We start from the raw sequence: 23,681 nt of genomic DNA on the forward strand, positions 1-23,681 counted from the left end.
TTTGTTTTTCACTAAAAATGTATATGTTGATTTAGGTTATCTTGGTATTCAGAAAGAATACAAATTTTTGTCTTTAAAGATTCCATTTAAAAAGCCCAAAAAAAGCAAAAAAAATCCTTATCCAAGCTTAACATTAGAGCAAAAAAACTACAACAAGTCTATTAGTAAAAAGCGAGTTTTTGTAGAAAATGCAATTGCAGGAATAAAACGTTATCATATTTTAATTAACAAGTATAGAGGAAAATCTAAGGAAAAATTTGATGAAAGTATTGAATTATGCGCAGGCCTTTGGAACTTCAAAATCGACTTTAAGAAAAAGATAACTTGTTAGTAATCAACAAGAAAACAACTCTACTATTTTAGAATCACTATTTGTATCTATGACTTTAAGAGGCATTGTTACTTTGTTTTCCGTTCGTATTGCTGAAAAGCTTCTATAATTGAATTGTCAATACTCAAATATCCATCTGATTTTTTGTCAAAAAGTTCTCTAAAGAAAAAATGAAAAAACAATCTTTGGTCATTACCTATTTTTTTTGCAACAACTCTAATACTATCAAGCCGTAGAATCAAATTTGTTAAAGTTGTATTGGCATTTACAATTGTTAAGGCTTCAATTTTATCTTTTATATCAGAGGGATTTTTTATTGCACCAAAATCTACAAGTTTCCCCAATGCAGAGCCGAATCCCGTCATAACTTGCGACTTATTGAAAATTTTCAAAGCATTTTTCGCAAAGGGTTGTCCTATAAGTTTTTGTTCAAGATTTTCTTCATCAAATTCCCAACCTTCTGAAATAGCAATCATTTTCCGCACAAACTTGTCATATACTATTAAAAACTCTGAGAATAAATCATTATCTTGATTTTCTGTTGCAAGCTTTTCTAAGCTTTTAATGTTGTCTAGTATATCAGTCCTGTCAATTGTTAGATAATCTCTATCCAAATAGGAGGTAAAACCTTCTATTATATCCCTAAACTTATACTCACCAGTTTTATTGGGTGTATCCCCGTCCACTTCTGTAAGTAAGGTAATTCCCTCAATACCATTTTGAATATAGTCCGAATATATTATTTCAATTTGATGTCTGCTTGACATTGGCGTTTGTCCAGTATTAAGCGTTAGCATACGATACAGAATACCCAACTTGTTTATTCCGATATAAACCTCTACTCGTAATTTCCTTTTTAAGATATTATCTTTTTCTGGGTCGCTCCTTTCATTTAATTCATTGACTAAATCCCGGATTGTGTATGTTCGTTGCAAACCATCAAGGATAATTAGTTTTTCCTTATGTTGGTTGATTGTACTTACAAGGTCCTCATCTGTTTCATCTTGTTTGGGTTTAGCTGCAATTGAAAGAGCAAGAACAATAGGTGGTATAACACAACCCGCGCGAAGGTCATTTTTGAGTAAACTATAAACAGAAGAAGATGATTTAACCCTTCTTCTTTGAAATTCATTTTTATCTAAAATATCTTTAGAAAGGCTAAAATATTCTTCAAGGGTTGTTTCTATTAATAGATTTAAAGAATCTATTCTGTTGTCATACATTTTATCTTTTACAATCATTTCTCACTTTTTTTATTTATGATAGTCAACTATCTATTCTGGTTGGATGTCGCCAACGGGTTACCACTAAATCCCCGTAAATATACCTAATTTCATTTATACCTCCTATGAGAGGGATAAGACCTTCTGAGATTATTTTTCGGGGTTCAAGATGTGTCGGGAGTGGAGTTCAAAGATGGCTTATCCCTTCTTGGGTCAATTAAAACGTGTTTCATTGTCACGCAAATAGTACATGGCTTCTTTTACTGCTTGCGTTGGGTTTTTGGGATTGAAACCCAGCTCTTTTCGTGCTTTTGAAATATCAAAGTCTTGCTGAAGTCCCGAAAACATAGCGATGTCTTTGGTGGTCAACAAAGGTGCTTTACCGCTTATTTTGCTTCCAATTTCCATCAACCACGCCACCCCAAACAAAATGGGTTTGGGTACAGCAGTGGGTAGTTTTATTTTTAATTCGGGAAAAAGTTCCTGCGCGATTTTTGTGGTTTCTTTGAGAGAAGTACATTTTTCGTTGGCCAAAATATAACGTTCGCCATTTCTACCTTTTATAGCGGCCAAATAACACCCCTCTGCCACATCTTTTACATCAATCCAATTGAGGGTAATGTTGGTTTCGACCGGAATTTGCTTCTTCAAAATCAAATGTATAATGTTGTAAGACACATTGAGCGGGGCAAATGCTTCGCCGCCAATCATTCCTGACGGCAATACCGCCACTAGCTCAATGTCGTGTTTTTTTGCCAACTCAAACGCCAGTTTTTCTCCGTCATTTTTTGAATTGTAATACATATCTCTGCGGTCGGGATTATAGCCATTTTGTTCTTTGGTAGGGAGTCTGGAATAATCCAAAGCCGCCACCGAACTCACGTATACAATACGCTTTACCCCTGCTTCGGCGGCGGCCTCTATCATATTTTTTGTTCCTGAGAGATTTACGTCGTAGATTTCTTTTTTTGGGTCTTTTGCCCAAAGTTTAAAAGCAGCCCCCACAGCATAAAATGTCTCGACGCCTTGCAATGCTTTTTTCAAAGATGGCTTATTTGTGATGTCGGCTTGTACAACTTCGCAATCCAATCCCGTAAAAGGTTCTCTGTTTTTGAGGTTACGAACCGACGCCCGAACAGGTACGCCTTTTTCAATCAGCAACCTTACTAAGTTGTTGCCCAAATGTCCGTTTGCTCCTGTGACCAATGCTAAATTTTGCTGTGCCATATTTTTAAAGTTTTAATGATGGCACAAAATTCTATCGACCAAGCTTAAATCTACTTCACAAATGTTACTTAATCATTTCTTTTCGTATTCGGCTCAGGCTTTTGGGGTTCATCCCCAAAAAAGAGGCGATGTATTGGAGCGGAACGTTGTGCAAAATAGCGGGATAGTTGTCCATCAGTTTTTGATAACGTTGTTCTGCTGTAAGAGTAGCCAACTCCCTTGAGCGGTTTTCGTTGTACGCAAGTGATTGTTGAAAAACCGAAATACTAAAATCTTTAAATGCAGGGCTTTGCTGCGTCAATAGCTCCAAATTAGCTTTTGTAATTCTTAGCAAAGCACATTCCGTAATACATTCTAGGTTTTCGGGGGCCTTGGTCTGATGGATAAAATTGAAATAGGAGGTAATAAATCCAGGCGGACAATTGATATGAGTCGTAACTTCCTCGCCTTTGTCATTGTAGTGAAACAGCCGCACAAAGCCCGACACCACAAAATACAAGTGTTTTGGAATTTTGCCTTCTTCTTCTATCACGCGGTTTTTGGGAAAAAGCACAGGTTCAAAATACTGCTCACACAATACTTGATCAGCATCGGTGAGGGTGATGCTTTCCGCTATGAGTTTTAGTAGTTGTGCGTGCATTTGACAAAATTATGAAAATGACAAAAGTGGCGATTTTGCCAAGAATCTTGCTTTAGAGAACCAATATTTGATTGGAAATAAAAATATCTTTGAAGTACAAAACCGCCACTTTTGTCAAAATGATGCTAGCCGTTATTTTTATTTTCTTTTGTTATAGTTCACAAAAACTTCAAACTCCACTACATCAATATTGACTGAAATGAGAGTTTTATTATACAACTATTTTATAAAGGTGAACTATCAGAAACGTACCCTTTAACTTCTTCACCATTTATTTCTGTTGTTACTCTATAAATTTTAAAGGGCTTTTGTTTTAATAACTCAAAAACACCATTTAATTCATCTTTATCCAAATTTTCATTATTTGGCAATTTTAAGGTGTAATATTTATCTCCAACTGCTTTGTGAATATTACTTTTTAGTTTTTTCAGTTTACTGTTTATTATTTTTACATTTTTATCAGAAACCTCTTCTTCTTGTAATGTAATCGAATTACAATTATTTATATATGCAATCAACATCGGCAAACTAACTGTTGTATCTTCAAAATACGTCCTTCCAAGAAAATTATTATCTTCGAATTCAATAATTGACGAATTTGTATATTGTATTGCTAAATCTCTTGCCGTTTGAAAGTCGGTAAACTTTGCTGACTTACGACCTTTTGGTGGTTTATTGACTAGATAGAATCCTTTTTCAGGTGTGCTTCTGCTTTCAATTACTCCGTCGGTTTTTAACTTATCAAAGACTTTTTTTCCCCAGAAATCATAATTCAATTTTACATAAATTGATTCTTTTATATCTTTATATTCAATTATACGATGAAAATATGCTTTAGCTATTCTCAAAATTTCATCTAACTGATCATCTGTAGCATTCTTAGGCGGAAGAACTTCATAATGATTAAATTTTCCGTCATAAAAAACTTCTTTTATACTATCATGCCAATTTTGACTTTTGTAATATTCAATCAAACTATTAGTAAAATCATTGCCGTAAGCATTTTCACTGAAGCCCATTAAATCACTTGACAAATCATAGCTATTCATAGTTAGCAATGATTTTCTGTCAGCATTAGCTTTAGCATTTAATGCTTCTTCATAAGTATCATATATTCCGATACAATGCGCTAATTCATTAGAAGTTACATACCATTCATCGGTATAAAAAAACCAAAGTTTGTGTACTGCGTATTTGCTCATATTAATAAATTTTGATTTTGTTTAGCACTATTTGGGTAATCAAATCCATTGTTCATCCAAGGTTCAAATCTCATCCTATCGAACAATTGATTAGGCTTAATATTAAAGTTTTTAATTTCCGGTTCTCTTTTGAGTATTTTGGGCACGATTTCATTGATGAACCAACTATTATGAGTTATCAAAAGCGACTTAATACTACCCGTATTTGCCAAAGGTGAAAGTAGTAAATCTGAAAGCTCCTTATCATCTTTATAAGAGGCAAAAAAATCATTAAATCTTTGTAAATCATCTTTTTCTTCTTCAATAGCCATTACAAAATCATTCAATGTTGGAATAAATCTATCCCTATAATCAGGCAAAATATGATCTTGTTCACACAAATCTTTAACGTTCACTAGTTTATTATCTGAATTTTTTATGGTGTGGCCAAAAATAGGTATTATTACTCTCTTTACTCCCCACATCGTATGCAGAATTCGATGTCTATTATCACTACATAATTCTTTAGTGCAATCAATAAAATCATGTATTGAATAGTAATCTTCAATAATTCCACTTCTTCGCCTAACTGATATTTCCGAATGTTTATAAGCGTTCAAAATATTATTTATGTTTTATGTAAGTTGATTTAGCTTAATTTCTCAAAATAATGCGGCTAAAATAGCCACCAACCTCTACGCAAATGTAATTAATCTCACCCACATCCGCTACGGCCGTACTTTGTTTTAATGCTTTGAATAACATAGGGCCGCTCCCTCTAACCATATTACCCCAAAAAGTTTGGCTCTTTGTAATTGGCTTTCTCAAACAAAGATGACAAAAGTTGGATGATTCCTAGTACCTTAGTGTTTATTTTAACCGCATAGGTATGACTTTTGAAGAATTAAATCTCAACAAACCACTCCTCAACGCCCTCTCTGACTTAGGACTTACTACCCCTACTACGATCCAACAAAAAGTGTTTTCGGTGGTGATGTCGGGGCAAGATGTGTATGGAATCGCTCAAACAGGTACGGGCAAAACCTTTGCTTACTTATTGCCCTGCTTGCGCCAATATCAGTTTTCGAAAGAAAAAAATCCCCGATATATTATTCTGGTTCCTACCCGCGAGTTGGTGACTCAAGTGGTAGAGTCGGTCAAAAAACTATCTACTTATCTCAATCTGAGAGTAGTAGGTGTATACGGCGGTGTCAACCTAAAACCCCAAGCTTTGGAAGTCTCCAATGGGGTGGATGTACTCGTTGCCACGCCTGGCCGTTTGGTAGATTTGCTTTCGAGTGGGGTTATCAAACCCAATACCGTCAAAAAATTGATCATCGACGAAGCCGACGAAATGCTCAATTTGGGCTTTCGTGCCCAGCTAAAATTGATTTTGGACGCCCTGCCCGAAAAACGTCAAAATTTACTTTTTTCGGCCACTATCACCGAAGAAGTAGAACAATTGATGACCCAGTACTTCAACAACCCCACCAAAGTAGAGGCCGCGCCTACGGGCACACCGCTCGACAATATCTACCAAATGGCCTATGAAGTCCCTAATTTTTATACCAAAGTCAACTTGCTAGAGCTGCTGCTCGAACACGACCCCGAAATGCACAAAGTGCTGGTGTTTGTGGCAACGAAGCAATTGGCCGACCAATTGTACGAGCAAGTGGAGAAAGATTTAGGAGAAAAAATAGGCGTGATACACTCCAACAAAGCCCAAACGCAACGTTTTGAGGCAGTAAATCGCTTTCAGAGTGGCGACTGCCGAGTGCTGATTGCTACGGATGTTATTGCAAGAGGCTTGGATGTGTCGGAAGTATCGCACGTCATTAATTTTGATTTGCCCGAACTTCCCGAAACCTATATCCACCGCATCGGACGGACAGGAAGAGCCGATAAAAAAGGGATTGCGATAAGTTTTGTTACCGAAAAAGAAAAGGAACAACAAGAAGCTATCGAAAGCCTCATGAAACTTCCGATTCCAGTGCGGCCTTTGCCCAAACTTCTTGAAATATCCGAAGAGCTTACCGACGACGAAAAGCCCAAAGGTTTTATGAAAACTATTGAGGTAAAAATCGTTAAGAGCGACACTTTTGGCGGAGCTTTCCACGAAAAATCAGAAAAAAATCAAAAAGTAAACGTGCGCCGCAATCACGCCAAAGAAATGATGAAAAAATACGGAAAGCCGATCAAAAAAACCCGTAAATCTTAATGCCTTAAAACAGCAAATTTCCACCAAATCAAGTATATCCGCCTTCATTTTGCCTTCCTAAGTTTTAGACTTTTTAGGTTTAGCCTATAAAAAAAATGAAGGAAAAGTGCTTGATTTTGGTGTTGCTGTGGAGTAGCGGGCTATTTATAGCGGCGAGTTATTCGCCTTTTCATGCTCCCCCTCAACGCCCCTTAGATATTTGGGCTTTTCGGTCGGTTTTGGATAAAAAACCACGGATGCTCACCATCGCTCTCCACCAAGAATGCTACCTTGCCTATGATTTGACCCAATGCAAAATCTACAAAGTGTGGAAGGGGGGAGTCGCGATGGACGGAGCCGCCTATACCAACAAAAAAGATGTTCAACCTACTTCGTGGGGGGCGCCTTATCTGCTTGACAGCCTTCAGCCTTTTCGGTGGAATATCCAGATTTCTCAACAAACGCACACACCTAAGCCCCTTTATAAGGGTTATGTTTTCAGAAATCAGCAGATTTATCTACAATACGCCTTTGTTCTTCCTTCTCGCGATACCATTTGGGTAGAAGAAAGACCCGAATTTGTAAAAAACAAAGAGGGAAAACCGACTTTGGAGCGCGTTTTCAAAACAACTCGTGTACCACAGGGGGTACAAATCACATTGCAATCTCCTCAGACCAAGATTGTTTTAGCACCCAACGCCGAGACTTCTTTTGTTCATACTTTTGACCCGCTACCCGACCAAGCTCCTCCTACACCTACCCAAACTTTTGCACACGTAGGCAGAGCATTGATGGAAAAAAGCGATTGTTTTGTTTGTCATAAAATCGCCGAAGATGAGGTAGGGCCATCTTTCCAAAAAGTGGCCCAACGCTACCAAAACGACAAAAAAACCACCGAGAAGCTCGTCGAAAAAATCAGAGACGGTGGCACAGGTGTGTGGGGAAATGGCGTCATGAATTCTCATGCGTTGCTTACGGAAGGCGACCTTACGGCAATGGTCAATTATATCTTTACGCTCAAGCCCAAAGCCGCTCCTGCCCCTAAAACTACCACCTCCAAAGACCCCTCTCCTACTCGCCCTACCAAGCCGGGCTTTGGGATGCCGCTAGAAGGGGTACACCCAAGTTATGATTTGCAAACACTCCACACCCCACGCTTCAACCCTCGCGTGGGAGCCATCGCTTTTTTGCCCGATGGGCGCTTGTTGGTCACCACTTGGGACACCGTAGGGGGAGTGTATGTATTGGACAATGTCACTACCGGAGATACCAACCAAATCACCGTCAAACGCATCGCCTCTGGCTTGGCCGAACCTCTTGGGATAGAAGTGGTTGATGGCAAAATATATGTACTTCAAAAACAAGAGTTAACCCAGCTTATCGACCACAACAACGACGACATCATCGACGAATACCGCGCTATTTGTCATGGTTGGGGAGTCACGGCTGATTTTCATGAATTTGCTTTTGGACTGGTTCAAAAAGACGGATTTTTCTACGCTACTCTCTCCATGGCAATGCGCCTCAAACCCGACGAAAAGCAACTTCCCGACCGGGGCCGAACTATCAAAATAAGCAAAGATGGTAGTTTTGAGTCGGTAAATTATGGACTGCGTACCCCCAATGGCATCGGGCTGGGAGTAGATAATGAGCTATTTGTGACCGATAATCAAGGGCAGTGGCTACCAGCCAATAAGCTCATTCATATCAAAAAAGACGAATATCACGGCATGGAGTGGGGATGGCTCCACCACGAAGCTCCGCCTAAAATGGCTTTACCCGCTATTTGGCTACCCGAACATGAGATTGGAAATTCGCCTTCTGAGCCTGTTTTGGTCAAGGAAGGCCCCTACCAAGGGCAATTGCTGCATGGCGATGTCACTCATGGCGGTATCAAACGCGACTTTTTAGAAAAAATAAAAGGGGAATACCAAGGAGCTGTGTTTCGGTTTTCGCAAGGTTTTGAAGCGGGCGTCAATCGCCTTAGATGGGGGCCTGACGGAGCGTTGTACGTAGGCGAAGTGGGTATGGTAGGCGGTGGTTGGAGCTGGCACGATAAGGTACGAGGGCTTCAAAAAATCAAATACAATGGCAAATCTACCTTCGAAATGCTGGCCATAAGGGCTAAAAATCGCGGTTTTGAAATAGAATTTACCCAACCTCTCGCGGAATCTCAACAGCTTCGTCCCAACGATTTTTTGATTCAGCAATGGTGGTATCAACCTACCAAAAACTACGGCGGCCCCAAGAGGGGTTTGACTACCCTATCGATTGCCCAATGGACTATTTCGAAAGACCGCAAACGACTTTATCTTGAAATCCCTCATTTAAAAAAAGAACACGTGATTTATTTCCGCCTTCCTGACGATTTGAAAAGCCAAACCGGTAACGTCTTGTGGTCGTCGGAAGCATGGTATACGCTCAACCGCATTCCCGATTGATTTCCCAAACCTTTTCTATCCAAATGCTTGACAATCCTTCCCTCAATCGTCGCGAATTTATGAAATACAGCGCATCGATGATGGCTATCGGCCTCAATGAGCCTTCCTTCGCAGGTCTTTCTGAAAAACGCATTCATATCAAAAATGTAAGTGCCAATTTTGAACGCGAGCCCTTGACACCTTACCGATTCAAGGGAAGCGCTATTACGGATAGTTGGCAAGTAGCGGCCATGTTGGAGTCGAGCAGTGGAGTCCGAAAAGTAGGTTTAGGAACCCAAGGCGTATTGTGGTCAGATGCGCGCGTGTTTGCGTGGCATTCTGAAAGCGCTGGCAATGCCCTCATGTATGCCATGAGCGAGCACGCCCTTCAACTCGTCAAAGGCCAATCATTTACCAATCCTGTGACGCTCATGGAAGAGCTTTTGCCACAAGTATTGGCCTATGGCAAAAAAATCACGGGCATTAGCGACCTCCGCAAAACCTTTGCGCTCAATGCCTTGGTATGTGTTGACAACGCCGCTTGGATGCTCTATGCGCACGAAAACAACCTCAAAACTTTTGATGAACTCATTCCCACCGCTTATCGTGGAGGTTTATCAAATCGGCACTCCAAAGTAGCGAGTATCCCGTCTTTTAGCGTTGGCACTACCGCCGAGCAAATCAAAACCGCCGCCGACCAAGGGTATTTTATTATGAAACTCAAAACTGGCGCAGCAGGTACACAAAAAGAAATGTTGGAGAAAGACATTGCTTTTCTTACGGCTGTTCACAAAGCCATTGGTCATTACGAAACCCCTTATACGAAGACGGGCAAAATCCCTTATTATTTTGATGCCAATGGCCGCTATGAGCACAAAGACACGCTACTGAGGTTTTTGGATCATGCCAAAAAAATCGGTGCTTTTGACCAAATCGCCGTGGTAGAGGAGCCTTTTGAAGAAAGCAATGAGGTGTTTGTAGGAGACTTGGGCGTCAGAATCGCCGCCGATGAAAGCGCTCACACCGTGGAAGATGCCGCGCGGCGTATTGAGCAAGGCTACGCGGCCATAGCGGTCAAGGCCATTGCCAAAACCCTTAGCATGACCATGAAAATCGCCCAACTTGCTTACGAAAAAAACATCCCCTGCTTCTGTGCCGACCTCACTGTCAATCCTATTTTGGTAGATTGGAACAAGTCGGTGGCGGCGCGTTTACCGTCTTTTCCGGGCATGACTATCGGGCTTCAAGAAACCAACGGACATCAGTATTATAAAAATTGGAACAAACTAATGAGCTACCATCCCAAAGCCAACGGCTCATGGACACAAACCCAAAAAGGAGTCTATGAAACTGATGCTTCGTTTTATACCCAAAGTGCGGGTATCTTGGAAGATTCGGAGCATTATTTATCGCTGTTTCCAGTGTAACGTAACATTACCCCTTTTACGAATGCTACCACTTTTTTGGCCTCGAAGAGGCTCAAAGTTTGTAGCCAACAAGTCCCCACAAAAAACAAACGACTTCGGAGAAGTCAAAAGTTGATTTAGCAGAACATTCATTACATTGTTAAGTAAAAAAAGTTTTGTTTTTTACCCGCAGAAGTGCGCTGAATAATACAGACGCAGATTTTCGCTAAAAAAGGGCTTGAGACAGTCTCCTATCTGCGTTTGTCTGCGACTTTCAATCTGCGCCAATCGGCGGGTAAAATTTAAAAAACTTAGCTAACAATGCATTCATAGGTATAAAAAAAACCTTCTGCTCAGATTTGAAAGGTAGTACCTATTCAAACACAAATCAGAAGGTTTTTTATGAATCATCTACATTCGAGATGACTTTGCTATTTCTTAGGTGCTTTGTAAGTGATGCGGAAGAGCGCACCGTTCAAGTCGTCGGTCACAAACAGAGAGCCGTCGGGGCCTTGGGCAAGGCCGCAAGGACGGTGCTGAACCGGGCCTGTAGGTTTGGCGAGGTCAGTTCCGGCAAAATTGTCCGCAAAAATCTCCCATTTGCCCGAAGGTTTGCCATTTTTGAAAGGCACAAAAGCTACCATATACCCTTTTTTGAGCACGGGCGATTGACCATGAAAGGCAATAAAAGCGCCATTTTTGTATTTGGCAGGAAACATTTTTCCCGTGTAAAAAAGCAACGCATTGGGACCTAAGTGCGCCGGAAAATCCGCCACGGGGTCAATCGCCTTTTCGCCCCCTGTTTTTTTACCATCTCCTCCATATTCAGGACAAAGGATTTTCTTTTTCTGAAAAGGGTCATAATACACATACGGCCAGCCGGCATCATCACCTTGGTGCACTTCATACATGGTTTCGGCAGGAAGCTTTTCGCTGTCTTGGGGCGAGTAATATTGCGGAAAAGTATCATGAAATTTACCGCGACCGTGCATCATCACAAAAAGCGAATTAGTGCTCGTATTCCAATCTAGGCCGACTACATTTTTGAGTCCAGTAGCATACTTTACCCCATCACTGTATTGTTGGTTGAGTTGATTGGTTTTAAAACGCCAAATTCCCCCTACCGAATCCAACAACGGACAAGGGATTTTACCTTTGTTGGTGCCCGGTTCTTTACATATTTCATCAGGCGAGCCTATGTTTACATACACGTAGCCATTTTTATCGACCGCCAAATTTTTAGCTTCATCGCGCCCTTTCGCTACTAGCCCTTTGACAATCAATTCGGGATTGTTATAGTCAATTACCTCTTCTTTATCATTGAGTTTATAGCGATATACTCCCGTATTAGATGAAGCATACAAATAGCCGTCACGGATAAAAATCCCTGAGCCTTTATAGTCTCCAAAGCCAATTTTTTCGTCAATCACCCCGTCACCATTGGTATCTCTTAGGCGATAAATGGCCTTGCCGTCTTTGAGTTTATTGATTTTGACATAAATATCTCCACCCTTCGAAACTGCCAAGTGGCGCGGCGTTTCGAGGTCTTCGGCCAACAGGCTCACCGAAAAGCCCGCCGGCACTTTTATATCTACATTTTTAGGTTTATTGTGGGTAGCCCCAGGACCACTTTTATAGGCAGTCAACGTAGCCGCCGTAGCTACCAAAGCCCCCGCTACCATGATACGTACAGAAGAATTCATATAATAAAAAAAAGAGGTTGTTAAATACTTACTTTTCTATAAAGCAATTAAACCTCCGATTTTAACCCCGCTTCGTAAACAACCCTTCAAAATAACCACTAAACAACATACAGTATTTTCAAAATATAAGATATATTAGCTCTCGAATTCAGGAGAGGAGTCATGAAAAAATCTTATTATATACTAAAAAACGGAGTTATATCCCTAAATAACGAATCATTAATTATTGAAGACAACGCTCATAAAAGTCATAAATTAGAAAAGCTAATAGGTATATCAAGTGTTGTGTATGGGGTTTCAACTGCCTTGAAAAGTTATGAAGAAAAAGACGCTTTAAACCTTTTTTTTGGAATATTTTTAGCAATATTCTGGACAGGTCTTTTGATTCATTATTTCTTTAGAATCACAAACCGTTCTGAATTTTCGCTTCGCGAAATAAAAAGAGTAGAATTAAAAAAGAATCGGTGGGACATAACAATAACAGCCCGATTTGTTGTTTCTAGGCAACAAATCAGGCTTATTTACATTGATAGTTCAGAAAAAAATCTTCAAAAGCTAATCCAAGACCTCCGAAATCATGACATTGAAGTGATTGAATGAAGCCTCAATCACTTCACTTCTGTAAAATTCAACTTGGGAAGTTTCATCGCATTTTCGATGAGTTTTATTTCTACTTCTAGGATACCTACTTCTGATTTTACGTCTATTTTTTCCCAGTCATCAGTAGGCATATGATAGTCGTCGTGCCCCCCTGTATGAAAAAACAAAACAGGGAGCTTTTTGGTATAAAACGACGCGTGATCCGCCCCACCGCTACCCGAACGGTCAGTAAAAAATTTGATGCTTCCCGTCACCCCTTTAAACACCTCAGGCCAGGCGTCGCTTGTGCCATAGCCACCAATTCCTACCCCACGGTCAGCATTATAACGGCCAATCATGTCCATGTTGACCATGAAATTGATTTTATCCAAAGAAAGCGTCGGATTGTTTACAAAATACCTCGAACCCACCAACCCTAATTCTTCAGCTCCAAAAGCGATAAAAAGAAAATTGTAAGGTTCTTTGGCTTCGTTTTTAGAAAAATAACGTGCCAATTCCAACAGCCCCGCCACTCCAGAGGCGTTGTCGTCGGCACCATTGTGAATCTGCCCCACGGCTTTGGGGTCGCGTAAGCTCCCTTGTTTTCCTTCTCCCAAGTGGTCATAGTGTGCCCCAATCACAATCGTATAAGGCGCACCATTATCCAAAAAACCCAGTACATTGTTGGCTTGACGAATGCTATCAGGCACTACTACTCTTCTGACTTTGGCCGTAAAAGGCTGCAAAAAACCGTTGGTGCCGAGTGGTTTGAGACCTAGTTTCTTAAAATTTTTGGTGATGTATTTGGCCGCCTTGGCGTTTTCTTTGCTTCCAGTACCTCTCCCTTTCATTTTATCGACAGAGAGGTATTTGATATGTTTGATAACCATATCTTCGGAGGGACTTTGACCCAAGACCGAAAAAGAGACAAGCAATAAAAAAATGGCGCGTAGTTTTTTCATGTAATTTTTTTGAGGATAATCAACCCCGCAAAGATAAGGCGATTATTCCTTAAAGAAATACATCACTAGCATCAAGGCCGTTGTGTCGCCCGTGTTGAGGGGCTTGTGGGGGAGGTTGGCATCAAAGAAAATCGAATCCCCCGCTTTCAGAGCGTATCTTTGATCGCCTACGATGTACTCTACTTGTCCACTGATAACGTACTTATACTCAAAGGCATTGGTCTTTACCATAAAAGACCTGGTCGCTTTAGGAGCCAATTCGAGTATCACAATATCGGTAGGGAGATTTTGGATGTTGCGCGTCATCACTCGGCGGTATAAAAAGCCTTTTGATTGTTCTTTTTCGAAGGGATGATACTCTTCACTTCTTTTCACAATCACCTTACTTTCGGAAGCTTGCTCTACATCGGCAAAGAAATCATTTAAGTCCACCCCCAACGAACGAATCAGGTTGATAAGTACCAAAAGCGACGGAATAGTACGATTGTTTTCGATTTGGGAGATAAGTCCTTTGCTCACTTGAGCGCGGTCGGCAAGCTGCTGAATAGTGATTCCTTTGGATTTACGATAATCTTTAAGTTTACTACTGATTTGCAGGATTACTTCATTGGCCATAAAACTCAAAGATAGTTTAAGTGGGTATTAAATAATAACGTAAGAGATAGTTTTAAAACCCCAAAATAGTCTATTGTTACTTATCTACCGACACTTTCTAGGCAAATACCGCAATCATTTTTAGGAAGCGGTTTTGTTTTGTAATTTTCCTTTCTAAAATATTTCCTCATGAAAAGCCCCTTTTGGCGTATAGGTATCCATCTATTATTGGGAGTATCGTTTTTGGTTTTACCCTATATATTTGCCCCCAATGGTCTGGGTCAAATAGCACAAGTGGCCCATAACCCCCATGAACGCACTAATCTTTTTGCATATATCCTGATGTTGGGCTTTTTTTATCTCAACTATTATGTACTTATCCCTAAGCTTTATTTCACCCAAAAATATATTTATTATGCCCTAAGTATATGCGTTTCGTTTGGGATTATCGTCGGCATGTTGTTGTCGATAGATAGACAAGATATTTTAGAAACTACTACTCACTTGGAAGTGCCACCGCCACCCTCACCTCACTTCCCTCCGCCACCTCCTCCTAAATCATATCAGCAAAAACCTCCTTTGGGATTTGAATTGAGTCATGCCTTGTTTTTGTTTTTAGTGGGCATTTTTGTGTCTCTTTCTCTTCAAATCAACGAGCGACTCCGCCAAACCGAACGCGAAAATCTAAACACTAAGCTTTCGTTTTTGAAAGCCCAAATCAATCCTCATTTTTTGTTCAATACGCTCAATACGATTTATTCGTTGGCCATTGAGCAGTCGCCCCGTACCGCCGATGTAGTCGTAAAACTTGCCGCTTTGATGCGGTATGTGATGCGTGAAGCAGATACCGAAAAAGTGCCTTTGGCTAAAGAACTTGAATACATCGATAATTATGTAGCCCTTCAACAACTACGCCTCGACGAAACCGCCGCTATTGATTTCAAAATCGAAGGATACCCCAATGGGCTCCAAATTGCACCGCTTATTTTGATTTCTTTTATCGAAAATACTTTCAAATATGGTATCAATCCCCAAGAAAAATCAATTGTGAAGATTCATCTTTCGATTGAAAAAAGTATTTTGCATTTACATACTTTCAACAAAAAAGTAAGGAGATTTCATGACGAAGAAACCTCTAGCGGAATTGGCCTTGAAAACGCCAGAACGAGACTAGGCTTGTTGTATCCCAACAAAAACTTATTGTTTGTTAATGAAACCGATGAGGATTTTACGGTAGAGTTAACTTTGGAGTTGAGTTGATATGTTTTTTTTATAACGATTCACTGATGGGTTGAAGCGTATTTACTGGTATTCAAAAAATTCATTTACAGGCTGGTAGCCTGTGCTACATATTTATTTATAATTTATTGACAGGCTGGTAGCCTGTGCTACAATATGCTCAAAGCTGTTGCTGTCGACGACGAACCTCCCGCTTTACGGGTCATCAAACATTTTTGTGGTCAAGTGGATTTTATTACCCTTGAAAAAACATTTTTGCGTACCGACGAAGCCCTCGCTTACCTTACTAATCAGGAGGTTGATTTGATTTTTTTGGACATTAATATGCCGTCTATGTCGGGCATTGATTTTTATAAAATCCTGCCCAAAGAAGCAATGGTGGTTTTCACTACGGCTTATGCAGAGTATGCCGTGGAAGGATTCAACCTCAATGCTGTCGATTATTTATTGAAACCTTTTACTTTCGAACGTTTCTTACAGGCGGCACATAAAGCCAAAGAGTATCATCAATTTCTTAAAAATGCCTCCGCTGCCCCCGAAGCGCCTCAGTATTTGTTTATCAAGGCAGATTATCGGGTGTATAAGATTGCTTTTGGTGAGATTTTATTCATTGAGGGCTTGGATGATTATCTCAAAATCCACCTTGAGACTGGCAAGCCTATCGTAGCCCGTATGACCATGAAAACAATGGTAGAAAAACTCCCTGCTGCTGATTTTATGCGGGTACATCGGTCTTTTATCGTCCCTTTCAAATGGATTGAATCTGTTCGTAACAAAATCATCACGCTCCGGGGCGAAGAAATCCCCATAAGTGCGAGCTACGAAGCCGATTTTTTCAAACGTTTTCAACCCTAAATAAACAATAAGGCTCCATTTTTAGGTACCTTTTTTTTTAAGATTAACTTTTCTAAAAATAATTACCATTAGCAACGCCCAGCTGTAGCCTTGCGTACTGTGTATTGTCAAAAGACAATCTTTATACGTTTTGTCAATCACTTTTACCCTCATTCTCTATTTGAATTTGCTCAAACTCTCCCTGTTTTTTCTTTCACCTTAAACTAAAAACAGACAATGAGTAACATTGCAAAATTCACCGTGGGGAGTGTGATAGCCTTCGCTTTGATGGTAGTGAGTTGCAAACAAAACGACCTCGACCCACAAAATACAAACCCAAGTACCACTACTACCACCACTACAGCCGATATTCGCGATTCGCTGTTGGCCTATATGCAGGATGTGTATCTGTGGTATGATAAACTTCCTTCCAACTTCAATCCGCGCTCTTATGCTACCCCCGAAAGTGAAATGGATGCACTCCGGGCTTATCAACCGCTCGACCAATGGTCTTTTGTAGAAAAAGCGAGCTCGTTCAACAGTTATTTTTCTGATGGCGAAACGAGCGACTTTGGGTTTTGGATTAAATATGACGCCAACAACGACCTACGCGTGAGATATGTCTACGCCCAATCACCCGCTGGAAAAGCAGGTGTCGAACGCGGCTGGAAACTTACTACTATCAACGGGCAATCTGTCAAATCGCTTTCGGACGATGCTCTCATCAGTGCTTTTTATGAAGCGACTTCTACTACATTTGGTTTCCAAAAACCTGACGGTAGCACCGTAACAGCCCCTCTTACGACCGTCACTTATACGCTCAATACGGTACTATACAATAAAGTATATGAAGTAGCCGGCAAAAAGGTAGGGTATTTTGTGTTTAATAGTTTTACAGGAACACCTTCTCAAAACGAACTCAAAACTGTATTAAGCACTTTTGAAGCGGCGGGTGTCAATGAAATGATTGTGGATTTGCGTTATAATGGCGGTGGAGATGTAGATACCCAAGTTATGCTCGCTAATGCCCTTGCCCCTAGTTCGGTTAGTCGGTCGTCGGTGATGTTTAGTTATCTTCACAATACGAAGCTTTCGGCTTGGAACGAAACCATCCGATTCTCCAAAACTGGCTCCCTGAATCTTTCTAGGATATTTTTTATTACTTCGGCGGCATCGGCCTCTGCTTCGGAGTTGCTCATCAACAATCTCAAACCCTACCTCGACGTAAAAACCCTCGGCAAAACCACTCACGGCAAACCCGTTGGAATGTACGGTTTTGAAGTGATGGATTATGTCATAGCTCCCATAGCCTTCAAAACAGTCAATGCCAAGAATGTAGGAGATTATTATGATGGCATCGCAGTGGATGCCGATGTAGCGGATGGACTTGATAAAAACTGGGGTGACCCGCTCGAAAGTTGCCTCGCTAGTGCTTTGAATTATATTCAAACAGGCAGCTTTGCCACTACCACTCAAGCTAGAATATCGGCCGAAACTGAAGCCTCCAACCGCCCATTAGATCAAAAATCGGTGCGCGATTTAGTGGTCAAAGCACCCGCCATAAAGTAAAATTCACCGCAACAAAAACCTCATTTACCTCAATTGGCGGCCATGACACAACGTCATCATATGATCTAACGTATTGGTAAGTGAAAAACAATCACATCTCCAAATAAACACAAAGAACATGGAACGTAAGGATTTTTTGAAAAGAAGCTTGTCAGTCTTAGGAATCGCGACCGTAGCCCCGTTGGTAGGAGCTTGCAGCAAAGACAGCGTTGACCCCATTACGACTGGAGGCACTACTACCAACCAAGGCTCCACCAATGGCACTACGGGTGGCACCTGTGACGTGACTCCCTCCGAAACCGAAGGCCCCTTTCCTACCAAAACTCCTAGCTCGCTTGTCATGAAAGACATTCGTTCAGACCGAACGGGGGTTCCGATGACTGTGGCTATTACTATCAAAAATAAAAACAGCAGTTGCGCAGCTTTAGAAGGAGCTATCGTGGATATTTGGCACTGCGACAAAGACGGCAACTATTCTGAATACGGTGGTACAGGCATGCAAAGTACCAATTATACTTCAGTACACTTCTTGAGAGGTCGCCAAACTACTGATGCTAGTGGGGCAGTCTCTTTCACAACGATTTTTCCGGGATGGTATTCGGGAAGAGCCGTCCACATCCATGTTCATATTTATAACGCTAGTGGCAAATCATTGTTGGTGACTCAGATTGCTTTTCCTGCCACGGTATGCGACACGGTGTTTATGACCGCTACCAATTTTTATACCAAAGGAAAAGCCGACACCACCAACGAAAGAGACAATATATTTAGTGACGGCTATACCAACGAATTAGCCACCGTAACAGGTAGCGTCGCCAACGGATATGCTCTCACTCACACCATTGTAGTAAGTGCCTAAGCCATGAAAGGTATTATCAGTTTATGTTATCAAAAAGTGATTGATGCTTCTTCACAAAAAGCATGGGACAAGTTCGTGTTTGACGATACTTATCTTGAGTTTTTTATGAGAGCCCAATACTTTGACCCTCAGGGACAATACACTACTCTAAAGGCTCTAGAGGAAAACATTCCCCAAGCCCACCAAATTCATGGTATGGTGAGTACAGCAGCTATGGGATATCTCCAACAACTAAAAGATATCATGCCAGAGATAGTGAATGCACATGGCAAGTTGTGTCTTTCATTTAAGCGTTTTAAATTTGAAATCATCCATTCTCACATCCAAAATAAAAGCGAGCACAAAATCGCTATTTATTTTTATAGTGAGCCTCTTACTTGGATTGATTCCGTAGGCAACCATCTTTTGGTTGCCTATGGAAATCAAACAGAAGCAATTAAAAATGGCATAGATGTTGCTACAGACATCATTGATTTACAACCTAATCTGAGCATTTCTTTTTTCAAAAAACACTTACCCTATGATTTCCCAACCTGAAGCTACCATTTTTTTGGCTGAGCAGCGCGGCCATTCTGAAGTAGATTGGTTCCGAAGTTTTCATATCTTCAATTTTGGTGAATACCACGTAGAGCATCGTCAACCTTTTGGCACTTTACAGGTTTTTAATGACGACACACTCGCTAGCCAAAAAAGCCTCTCTATGAACGTCGATGACAATATGGACGTAATTTTGTTGCCTTTGGTAGGAGCAATAGAATATGAAAATAGTTTAGGAGAGGCAGGTATCTTAGAAGCAGGTCAAGTACAGATTCTGAAATCCTCACCTTCTCTCACTTATAAGCTTACCAATCCCTATTCTGACGACCTTATCAATTTTTTGCAGATTTGGATTAAAAACGAAGGTGAGTCTTCCTCTCCTCAATTGAATAATTTCACCTTTGACTTTAAGAAAAAAAACCAACTCTCACCTCTTTTTTCCACCCAAGCTCACGGTTGGTTGGGACGTTATGATGGCCGCGCCGAAGACACGTATCCCTTACTGGACGAGACTCACGGAGTATTTGTATTTGTGATTGAAGGGGCATTTGAAGTACAAAACCGTTTATTGCATCCTCGTGATGGTTTGGCTCTTTCACAAGTATCGGAAGTTGAGTTTGAAGCACTGTCAAACAATGCTATCATTCTCATCATCGAATTGCCGATGTAAATCTCATAACATAATTATATATCTCTTTGCGACTCATTTTCGTTCATGAATTGCGTTTTCATTGGATATGAATTGGTTTAGTCTTAGTAGCTTAATCCGATTATGATAACTTATGGCAGCCCTCGCAATTCTTAACGAACAAACCAAAACCGTCACACTTTTTGCCAAACTCTTCTTTTATGGAAGTGAGGCAAAAGAAACAATAGCCTTCAAAATCACCGAAGAAATTCGGACGATGTACCACGAGCCAAAAGGCATTGTCCTACTCTATAACATTCCCTACTCTATCAACTTTCAAATTGATTTTGAAATAGTTAGTTTAGAACAAGCGTTTGGATTGGCGTATCAAAACACGGATTTTAGATACAATTTCGTACGTATCGAACCTCAAAACCACGTGACACGTTCGTTCATGGGATTTGGATTAGGCGACAACGTGGGTCATTGGATTACCTCCGACAACCTAGGACAATCTACTACTGCCGCGCACGAGTTTGGTCACGCTCTTGGCCTAGACCACCCCGTGCTTACAGATTTTCGCGGGCTTGGCAATCCTGGCATTATGTCGCCACGCGGCACCCTCGTCGATGCGCATCTACAGTGGAGTCCCCTTGCCAAAGCAGGCGAATACGGCGGCACCCTCAATCCTATACATCGGCGTGTACAAGCCTACGAAATTGAAGCTATTTTTGAGGGAGTTGTTTTTGACGACCAAGGCCACGCAAAGATTGGTTATCTAAGCAATATTTTGTTTTCAGAAAATGGGGAAGTCCTCCGTTTTATCGTGTAAAAACTTGGAAAGTCTAACTCATGTCATTCCAAAAAGACTTTCCAAGTTTGAAATGAGCCTTAAAAACAAAACTTGGAAAGTCTGGTTAGAACCCCTCTACTAGTTTTGCATCAGACTGAGTTTGCGATAAAAGCCTTTTTCTTCCATCAACAAATCGTCGTGCGTGCCACGTTCGATGATTTTTCCGCCGCTCAATACCAAAATCTCGTCAGCATGTTGAATAGTGCTCAAACGGTGCGCAATTACCAGCGTAGTACGGTTTTTCATTAGATTGGTCAAGGCTTCTTGTACCAATTTTTCAGATTCAGTATCAAGGGCCGAGGTGGCCTCATCTAAAATCAATATAGGGGGGTTTTTGAGAATAGCGCGTGCAATACTCAATCGCTGACGCTGCCCACCCGAAAGCTTCGTGCCTCGGTCTCCGATAACGGTCTGATAGCCTTCGGTTTGCTCAATGATAAATTGGTGCGCATTCGCGATTTTGGCGGCTGCTATTACCTGCTCTTCAGTAGCCTCAGTTCCAAAAGCGATATTGTTGTAAATGCTATCGTTAAATAAAATTGATTCTTGGGTCACTATGCCCATAAGGTCGCGGAGCGATTTGGTGGTTACTTCTCGCAAGTCTACGCCATCGATTTCAATTTTTCCTTTTGTAGGGTCATAAAAACGCGGAATCAAATCCGCAATCGTGGATTTGCCTCCTCCTGATGAACCTACTAATGCGATAGTTTTACCTTTTTTGATTTTGAAAGAAATATCCTGCAATACGGGAATCCCCTTTTCGTACTCAAAAGACACATTTTTGACCTCAATCATATTTTCAAAACCACGAATTTCGGAAGCTCCTGGTTTATCATTTACTTCGATAGGGGTATCTATCAGTTTCATGATACGCTCGCCCGAAGCCACGCCGCGCTGAATCCCGCTGATGGCGTTGGAAATCTCTTTAGCTGGACGCAACACTTGAGAGAAAATAATAATGTAGGTAACAAAGGTTGAAGGTGAAAGCTCAAAATTGTTGGACAATACCATCGAGCCACCGTACAATAAAATCCCCGCTACGACCGACACCCCCATAAACTCTGACATAGGAGGGGCGAGCTCTTGGCGAAAGACCATTTTCAGCAGGGCATGACGATAACTTTGGTTTTCATTTTCAAAACGTTTTCTGATTACTTTTTCGGCATTAAATCCTTTCACCACCCTAATCCCCCCAAAAGTTTCGTCCAGCACTCCGATGATATTGCTGAGTCGCTGCTGCACTTCCGAAGCAGACTCTTTGAGTTTTTTGGCCAAACTCCCAATAATAACCCCTGACAATGGAATGACCACCAATGTAAAAAAAGTCAGCTTTACCGACATGGCAAACAACGTAACAAAATAAAAAATCAGGGTAAAAAGCTCCTTAAACAACGCACTGAAGGCTCGCCCGAGAGAGTTTTCTATTTCTTGTACATCGGTAGTGACGCGGGCTATCAAGTCGCCTTTGCGCTCGTTGGAGAAAAAAGAAAGGCTCAATCGAATGGCATTGTCAAAAACAGCCTGTCGAAGTTGGGCCACCGTATGGGCTTTAAAATTTTCGATGATGCGAATCGATATGTACCGAAATACATTAGCTAAAAAAACACAAAGCAAAATAGCGCCACACACAAACTGCAATGCCCCCAACTTTCCGTAATTCTGGATGGCATTTCCAAAATAATATTGAAATAAATCTACCAGATACTCAGCATCGAATCTAAACGCTGGAAATACAAGCTTGGCAGGAATCTGGGCTTTGCCAAAAAGCACATCCAAGAGGGGTTGAATCAAGGTAAAATTGAGTACACCAAACAAGCTACCCAATAATGAAGTAAAAAAGTAAGGCCCTACATATCGGCTTAGAGGGCGTGCATACTGTAAAATGCGCCAGTAAATTTTCATGACGCAAAGGTAGGGGTTTTTGGGAGTGACTACAAAACATGCAGGAAGTTAGACACAAAAAGAAAAACGGGAAAAATCCCGTCCCAAAAAGGGGAAAAATCCCTTATTAAAATCTTCGCAGGTTTCAGAGTTTTGCTACCGTATTAGTCTATTTCTTTATTACTTACATTTTCTCCAATGAAAATAATTATACCTTCATTTTTAGTTTCCTTTCTCTTTTTTATTAGTTGTAAAGGCCCAGCTGGACCCATTGGCCCTACAGGTCCCACAGGTGCTCAAGGAACAACAGGCCCACAAGGCCCTGCGGGACAAAACGGCAATGCCAATGTTCAACAAATCAATTTTACGGCCAAAACTCATACAGGTACTACTGATTTATTTCTAGCTTTTCCCAGCACTATTACTTTCGAAATTGCCGAAAAGAGCCTGTTTTATGCCTATGTCAAACAAACTACAAAGGGTACAGATGGTAAGGATTACAGTTATTGGTTTTCTATTCCAGGCGAAACTATCACGGGCAACGAATACAGTTTCTATACTTTTTCTGGTAGTACTAGCAATACGGGCGGTATTTTCTTGAGAAGAGTGGTAAACTATATCCCTGGCAATGAATCTTTTGAGGGGATTCGAATTTTGGTTATTCCCGCCAATACCGTCACTAACGGGCGCGTCAGCACTGTCAATTTTAAAAATTATCAAGAAGTCCGTACGGTATTCCAGTTAGCTGATTAAAACTTGTTTGTAAAGACCTTTTTATGAAAAAGTTTCTAGTTTTCATTCAGGGGCAGTAGCTTTCC

Annotated in this window: 22 protein-coding genes; 13 read left to right on the plus strand and 9 right to left on the minus strand. The window is 40.9% G+C overall.

Annotated elements, in window-relative coordinates:
* Positions 1 to 331: transposase family protein (locus tag G563_RS35465; RefSeq protein WP_037327746.1), on the plus strand; the 331-nt coding region annotated here is incomplete at its 5' end.
* Positions 332 to 399: 68 nt separating this feature from the next.
* Here G563_RS35465 and G563_RS0120920 read toward each other — a convergent pair.
* From G563_RS0120920 to G563_RS0120940, 5 genes are all read right to left on the minus strand, one after another.
* Positions 400 to 1,572 carry a hypothetical protein gene (locus G563_RS0120920; RefSeq protein ID WP_028667019.1) on the minus strand — a complete coding sequence of 391 codons (1,173 nt, stop codon included), beginning with the start codon at positions 1,570 to 1,572 and terminating at the stop codon, positions 400 to 402.
* A gap of 195 nt (positions 1,573 to 1,767) precedes the next feature.
* Positions 1,768 to 2,781, minus strand: coding sequence for an NAD-dependent epimerase/dehydratase family protein (locus G563_RS0120925; protein WP_028667020.1), 1,014 nt, complete (start codon positions 2,779 to 2,781; stop codon positions 1,768 to 1,770).
* 64 nt (positions 2,782 to 2,845) lie between these two features.
* Positions 2,846 to 3,421, minus strand: a complete 576-nt coding sequence (locus G563_RS0120930; RefSeq protein WP_028667021.1) for a Crp/Fnr family transcriptional regulator — start codon at positions 3,419 to 3,421, stop codon at positions 2,846 to 2,848.
* Positions 3,422 to 3,645: 224 nt separating this feature from the next.
* Positions 3,646 to 4,623: a hypothetical protein gene (locus tag G563_RS0120935; protein WP_028667022.1), complete on the minus strand. Its 978-nt coding sequence runs from the start codon at positions 4,621 to 4,623 to the stop codon at positions 3,646 to 3,648.
* Complete coding sequence (locus tag G563_RS0120940; RefSeq protein ID WP_028667023.1) at positions 4,620 to 5,222, minus strand: DUF6915 family protein; 603 nt, start codon at positions 5,220 to 5,222, stop codon at positions 4,620 to 4,622. The genes G563_RS0120935 and G563_RS0120940 overlap by 4 nt, the downstream gene beginning before the upstream one ends.
* Positions 5,223 to 5,491: 269 nt before the next feature.
* Here G563_RS0120940 and G563_RS0120950 point away from each other — a divergent pair, with 269 nt between their 5' ends.
* From G563_RS0120950 to G563_RS0120960, 3 genes are all read left to right on the plus strand, one after another.
* A complete protein-coding gene (locus G563_RS0120950) occupies positions 5,492 to 6,820 on the plus strand; it encodes a DEAD/DEAH box helicase (protein WP_028667024.1) in 1,329 nt (442 codons plus the stop codon).
* Positions 6,821 to 6,915: 95 nt separating this feature from the next.
* Positions 6,916 to 9,240, plus strand: coding sequence for a c-type cytochrome (locus tag G563_RS0120955; RefSeq protein WP_028667025.1), 2,325 nt, complete (start codon positions 6,916 to 6,918; stop codon positions 9,238 to 9,240).
* A gap of 77 nt (positions 9,241 to 9,317) precedes the next feature.
* A complete protein-coding gene (locus G563_RS0120960) occupies positions 9,318 to 10,646 on the plus strand; it encodes an enolase C-terminal domain-like protein (RefSeq protein WP_374754535.1) in 1,329 nt (442 codons plus the stop codon).
* Between the two features lie 410 nt (positions 10,647 to 11,056).
* Here the strand turns inward: G563_RS0120960 and G563_RS0120965 are convergent, their stop codons facing one another.
* Entirely contained in the window at positions 11,057 to 12,328 is a 1,272-nt protein-coding gene (locus G563_RS0120965; RefSeq protein ID WP_028667027.1) for a PQQ-dependent sugar dehydrogenase, read from the minus strand.
* 162 nt (positions 12,329 to 12,490) lie between these two features.
* Between G563_RS0120965 and G563_RS0120970 the strand changes: the two genes are divergently transcribed.
* The gene (locus G563_RS0120970) at positions 12,491 to 12,928 is read left to right on the plus strand and encodes a hypothetical protein (protein ID WP_028667028.1); all 438 of its coding nucleotides are present in this window, start codon (positions 12,491 to 12,493) and stop codon (positions 12,926 to 12,928) included.
* An 8-nt stretch (positions 12,929 to 12,936) separates the two neighbouring features.
* On the opposite strand, the gene G563_RS0120975 is transcribed toward G563_RS0120970, so the two are convergent.
* Together G563_RS0120975 and G563_RS0120980 are read right to left on the minus strand one after the other, a co-directional pair.
* Positions 12,937 to 13,869, minus strand: a complete 933-nt coding sequence (locus tag G563_RS0120975) for a M20/M25/M40 family metallo-hydrolase (RefSeq protein ID WP_028667029.1) — start codon at positions 13,867 to 13,869, stop codon at positions 12,937 to 12,939.
* Between the two features lie 42 nt (positions 13,870 to 13,911).
* A complete protein-coding gene (locus G563_RS0120980; protein WP_028667030.1) occupies positions 13,912 to 14,484 on the minus strand; it encodes a helix-turn-helix domain-containing protein in 573 nt (190 codons plus the stop codon).
* Between the two features lie 168 nt (positions 14,485 to 14,652).
* Between G563_RS0120980 and G563_RS0120985 the strand changes: the two genes are divergently transcribed.
* The 7 genes from G563_RS0120985 (at position 14,653) to G563_RS35475 (ending at position 20,961) form a co-directional block, all read left to right on the plus strand.
* Positions 14,653 to 15,723, plus strand: a complete 1,071-nt coding sequence (locus G563_RS0120985; protein WP_028667031.1) for a sensor histidine kinase — start codon at positions 14,653 to 14,655, stop codon at positions 15,721 to 15,723.
* A 135-nt stretch (positions 15,724 to 15,858) separates the two neighbouring features.
* Positions 15,859 to 16,557, plus strand: coding sequence for a LytR/AlgR family response regulator transcription factor (locus G563_RS0120990; RefSeq protein WP_028667032.1), 699 nt, complete (start codon positions 15,859 to 15,861; stop codon positions 16,555 to 16,557).
* Between the two features lie 216 nt (positions 16,558 to 16,773).
* On the plus strand, positions 16,774 to 18,105 hold the full coding sequence (locus G563_RS35470) for a S41 family peptidase (protein ID WP_051211110.1): 1,332 nt from the start codon (positions 16,774 to 16,776) through the stop codon (positions 18,103 to 18,105).
* A 118-nt stretch (positions 18,106 to 18,223) separates the two neighbouring features.
* Positions 18,224 to 18,964 (plus strand): dioxygenase family protein, encoded by a 741-nt coding sequence (locus G563_RS0121000; protein ID WP_028667033.1) that lies wholly within the window; start codon positions 18,224 to 18,226, stop codon positions 18,962 to 18,964.
* Positions 18,965 to 18,967: 3 nt separating this feature from the next.
* Positions 18,968 to 19,501, plus strand: coding sequence for a hypothetical protein (locus G563_RS0121005; protein WP_028667034.1), 534 nt, complete (start codon positions 18,968 to 18,970; stop codon positions 19,499 to 19,501).
* Positions 19,485 to 20,171 (plus strand): pirin family protein, encoded by a 687-nt coding sequence (locus tag G563_RS0121010; protein ID WP_028667035.1) that lies wholly within the window; start codon positions 19,485 to 19,487, stop codon positions 20,169 to 20,171. Before G563_RS0121005 ends, G563_RS0121010 begins: the two co-directional genes overlap by 17 nt.
* Positions 20,172 to 20,283: 112 nt before the next feature.
* Positions 20,284 to 20,961 carry a zinc metalloprotease gene (locus G563_RS35475; RefSeq protein ID WP_051211111.1) on the plus strand — a complete coding sequence of 226 codons (678 nt, stop codon included), beginning with the start codon at positions 20,284 to 20,286 and terminating at the stop codon, positions 20,959 to 20,961.
* Positions 20,962 to 21,060: 99 nt separating this feature from the next.
* On the opposite strand, the gene G563_RS0121020 is transcribed toward G563_RS35475, so the two are convergent.
* Positions 21,061 to 22,884: an ABC transporter ATP-binding protein gene (locus G563_RS0121020; RefSeq protein ID WP_028667036.1), complete on the minus strand. Its 1,824-nt coding sequence runs from the start codon at positions 22,882 to 22,884 to the stop codon at positions 21,061 to 21,063.
* A 177-nt stretch (positions 22,885 to 23,061) separates the two neighbouring features.
* Between G563_RS0121020 and G563_RS0121025 the strand changes: the two genes are divergently transcribed.
* Complete coding sequence (locus G563_RS0121025) at positions 23,062 to 23,616, plus strand: collagen-like triple helix repeat-containing protein (protein ID WP_028667037.1); 555 nt, start codon at positions 23,062 to 23,064, stop codon at positions 23,614 to 23,616.
* Positions 23,617 to 23,681: the final 65 nt, after the last annotated feature.

The sequence above is a fragment of the Runella zeae DSM 19591 genome (genome assembly GCF_000423565.1).
Taxonomy (GTDB): Bacteria; Bacteroidota; Bacteroidia; order Cytophagales; family Spirosomataceae; genus Runella; species Runella zeae.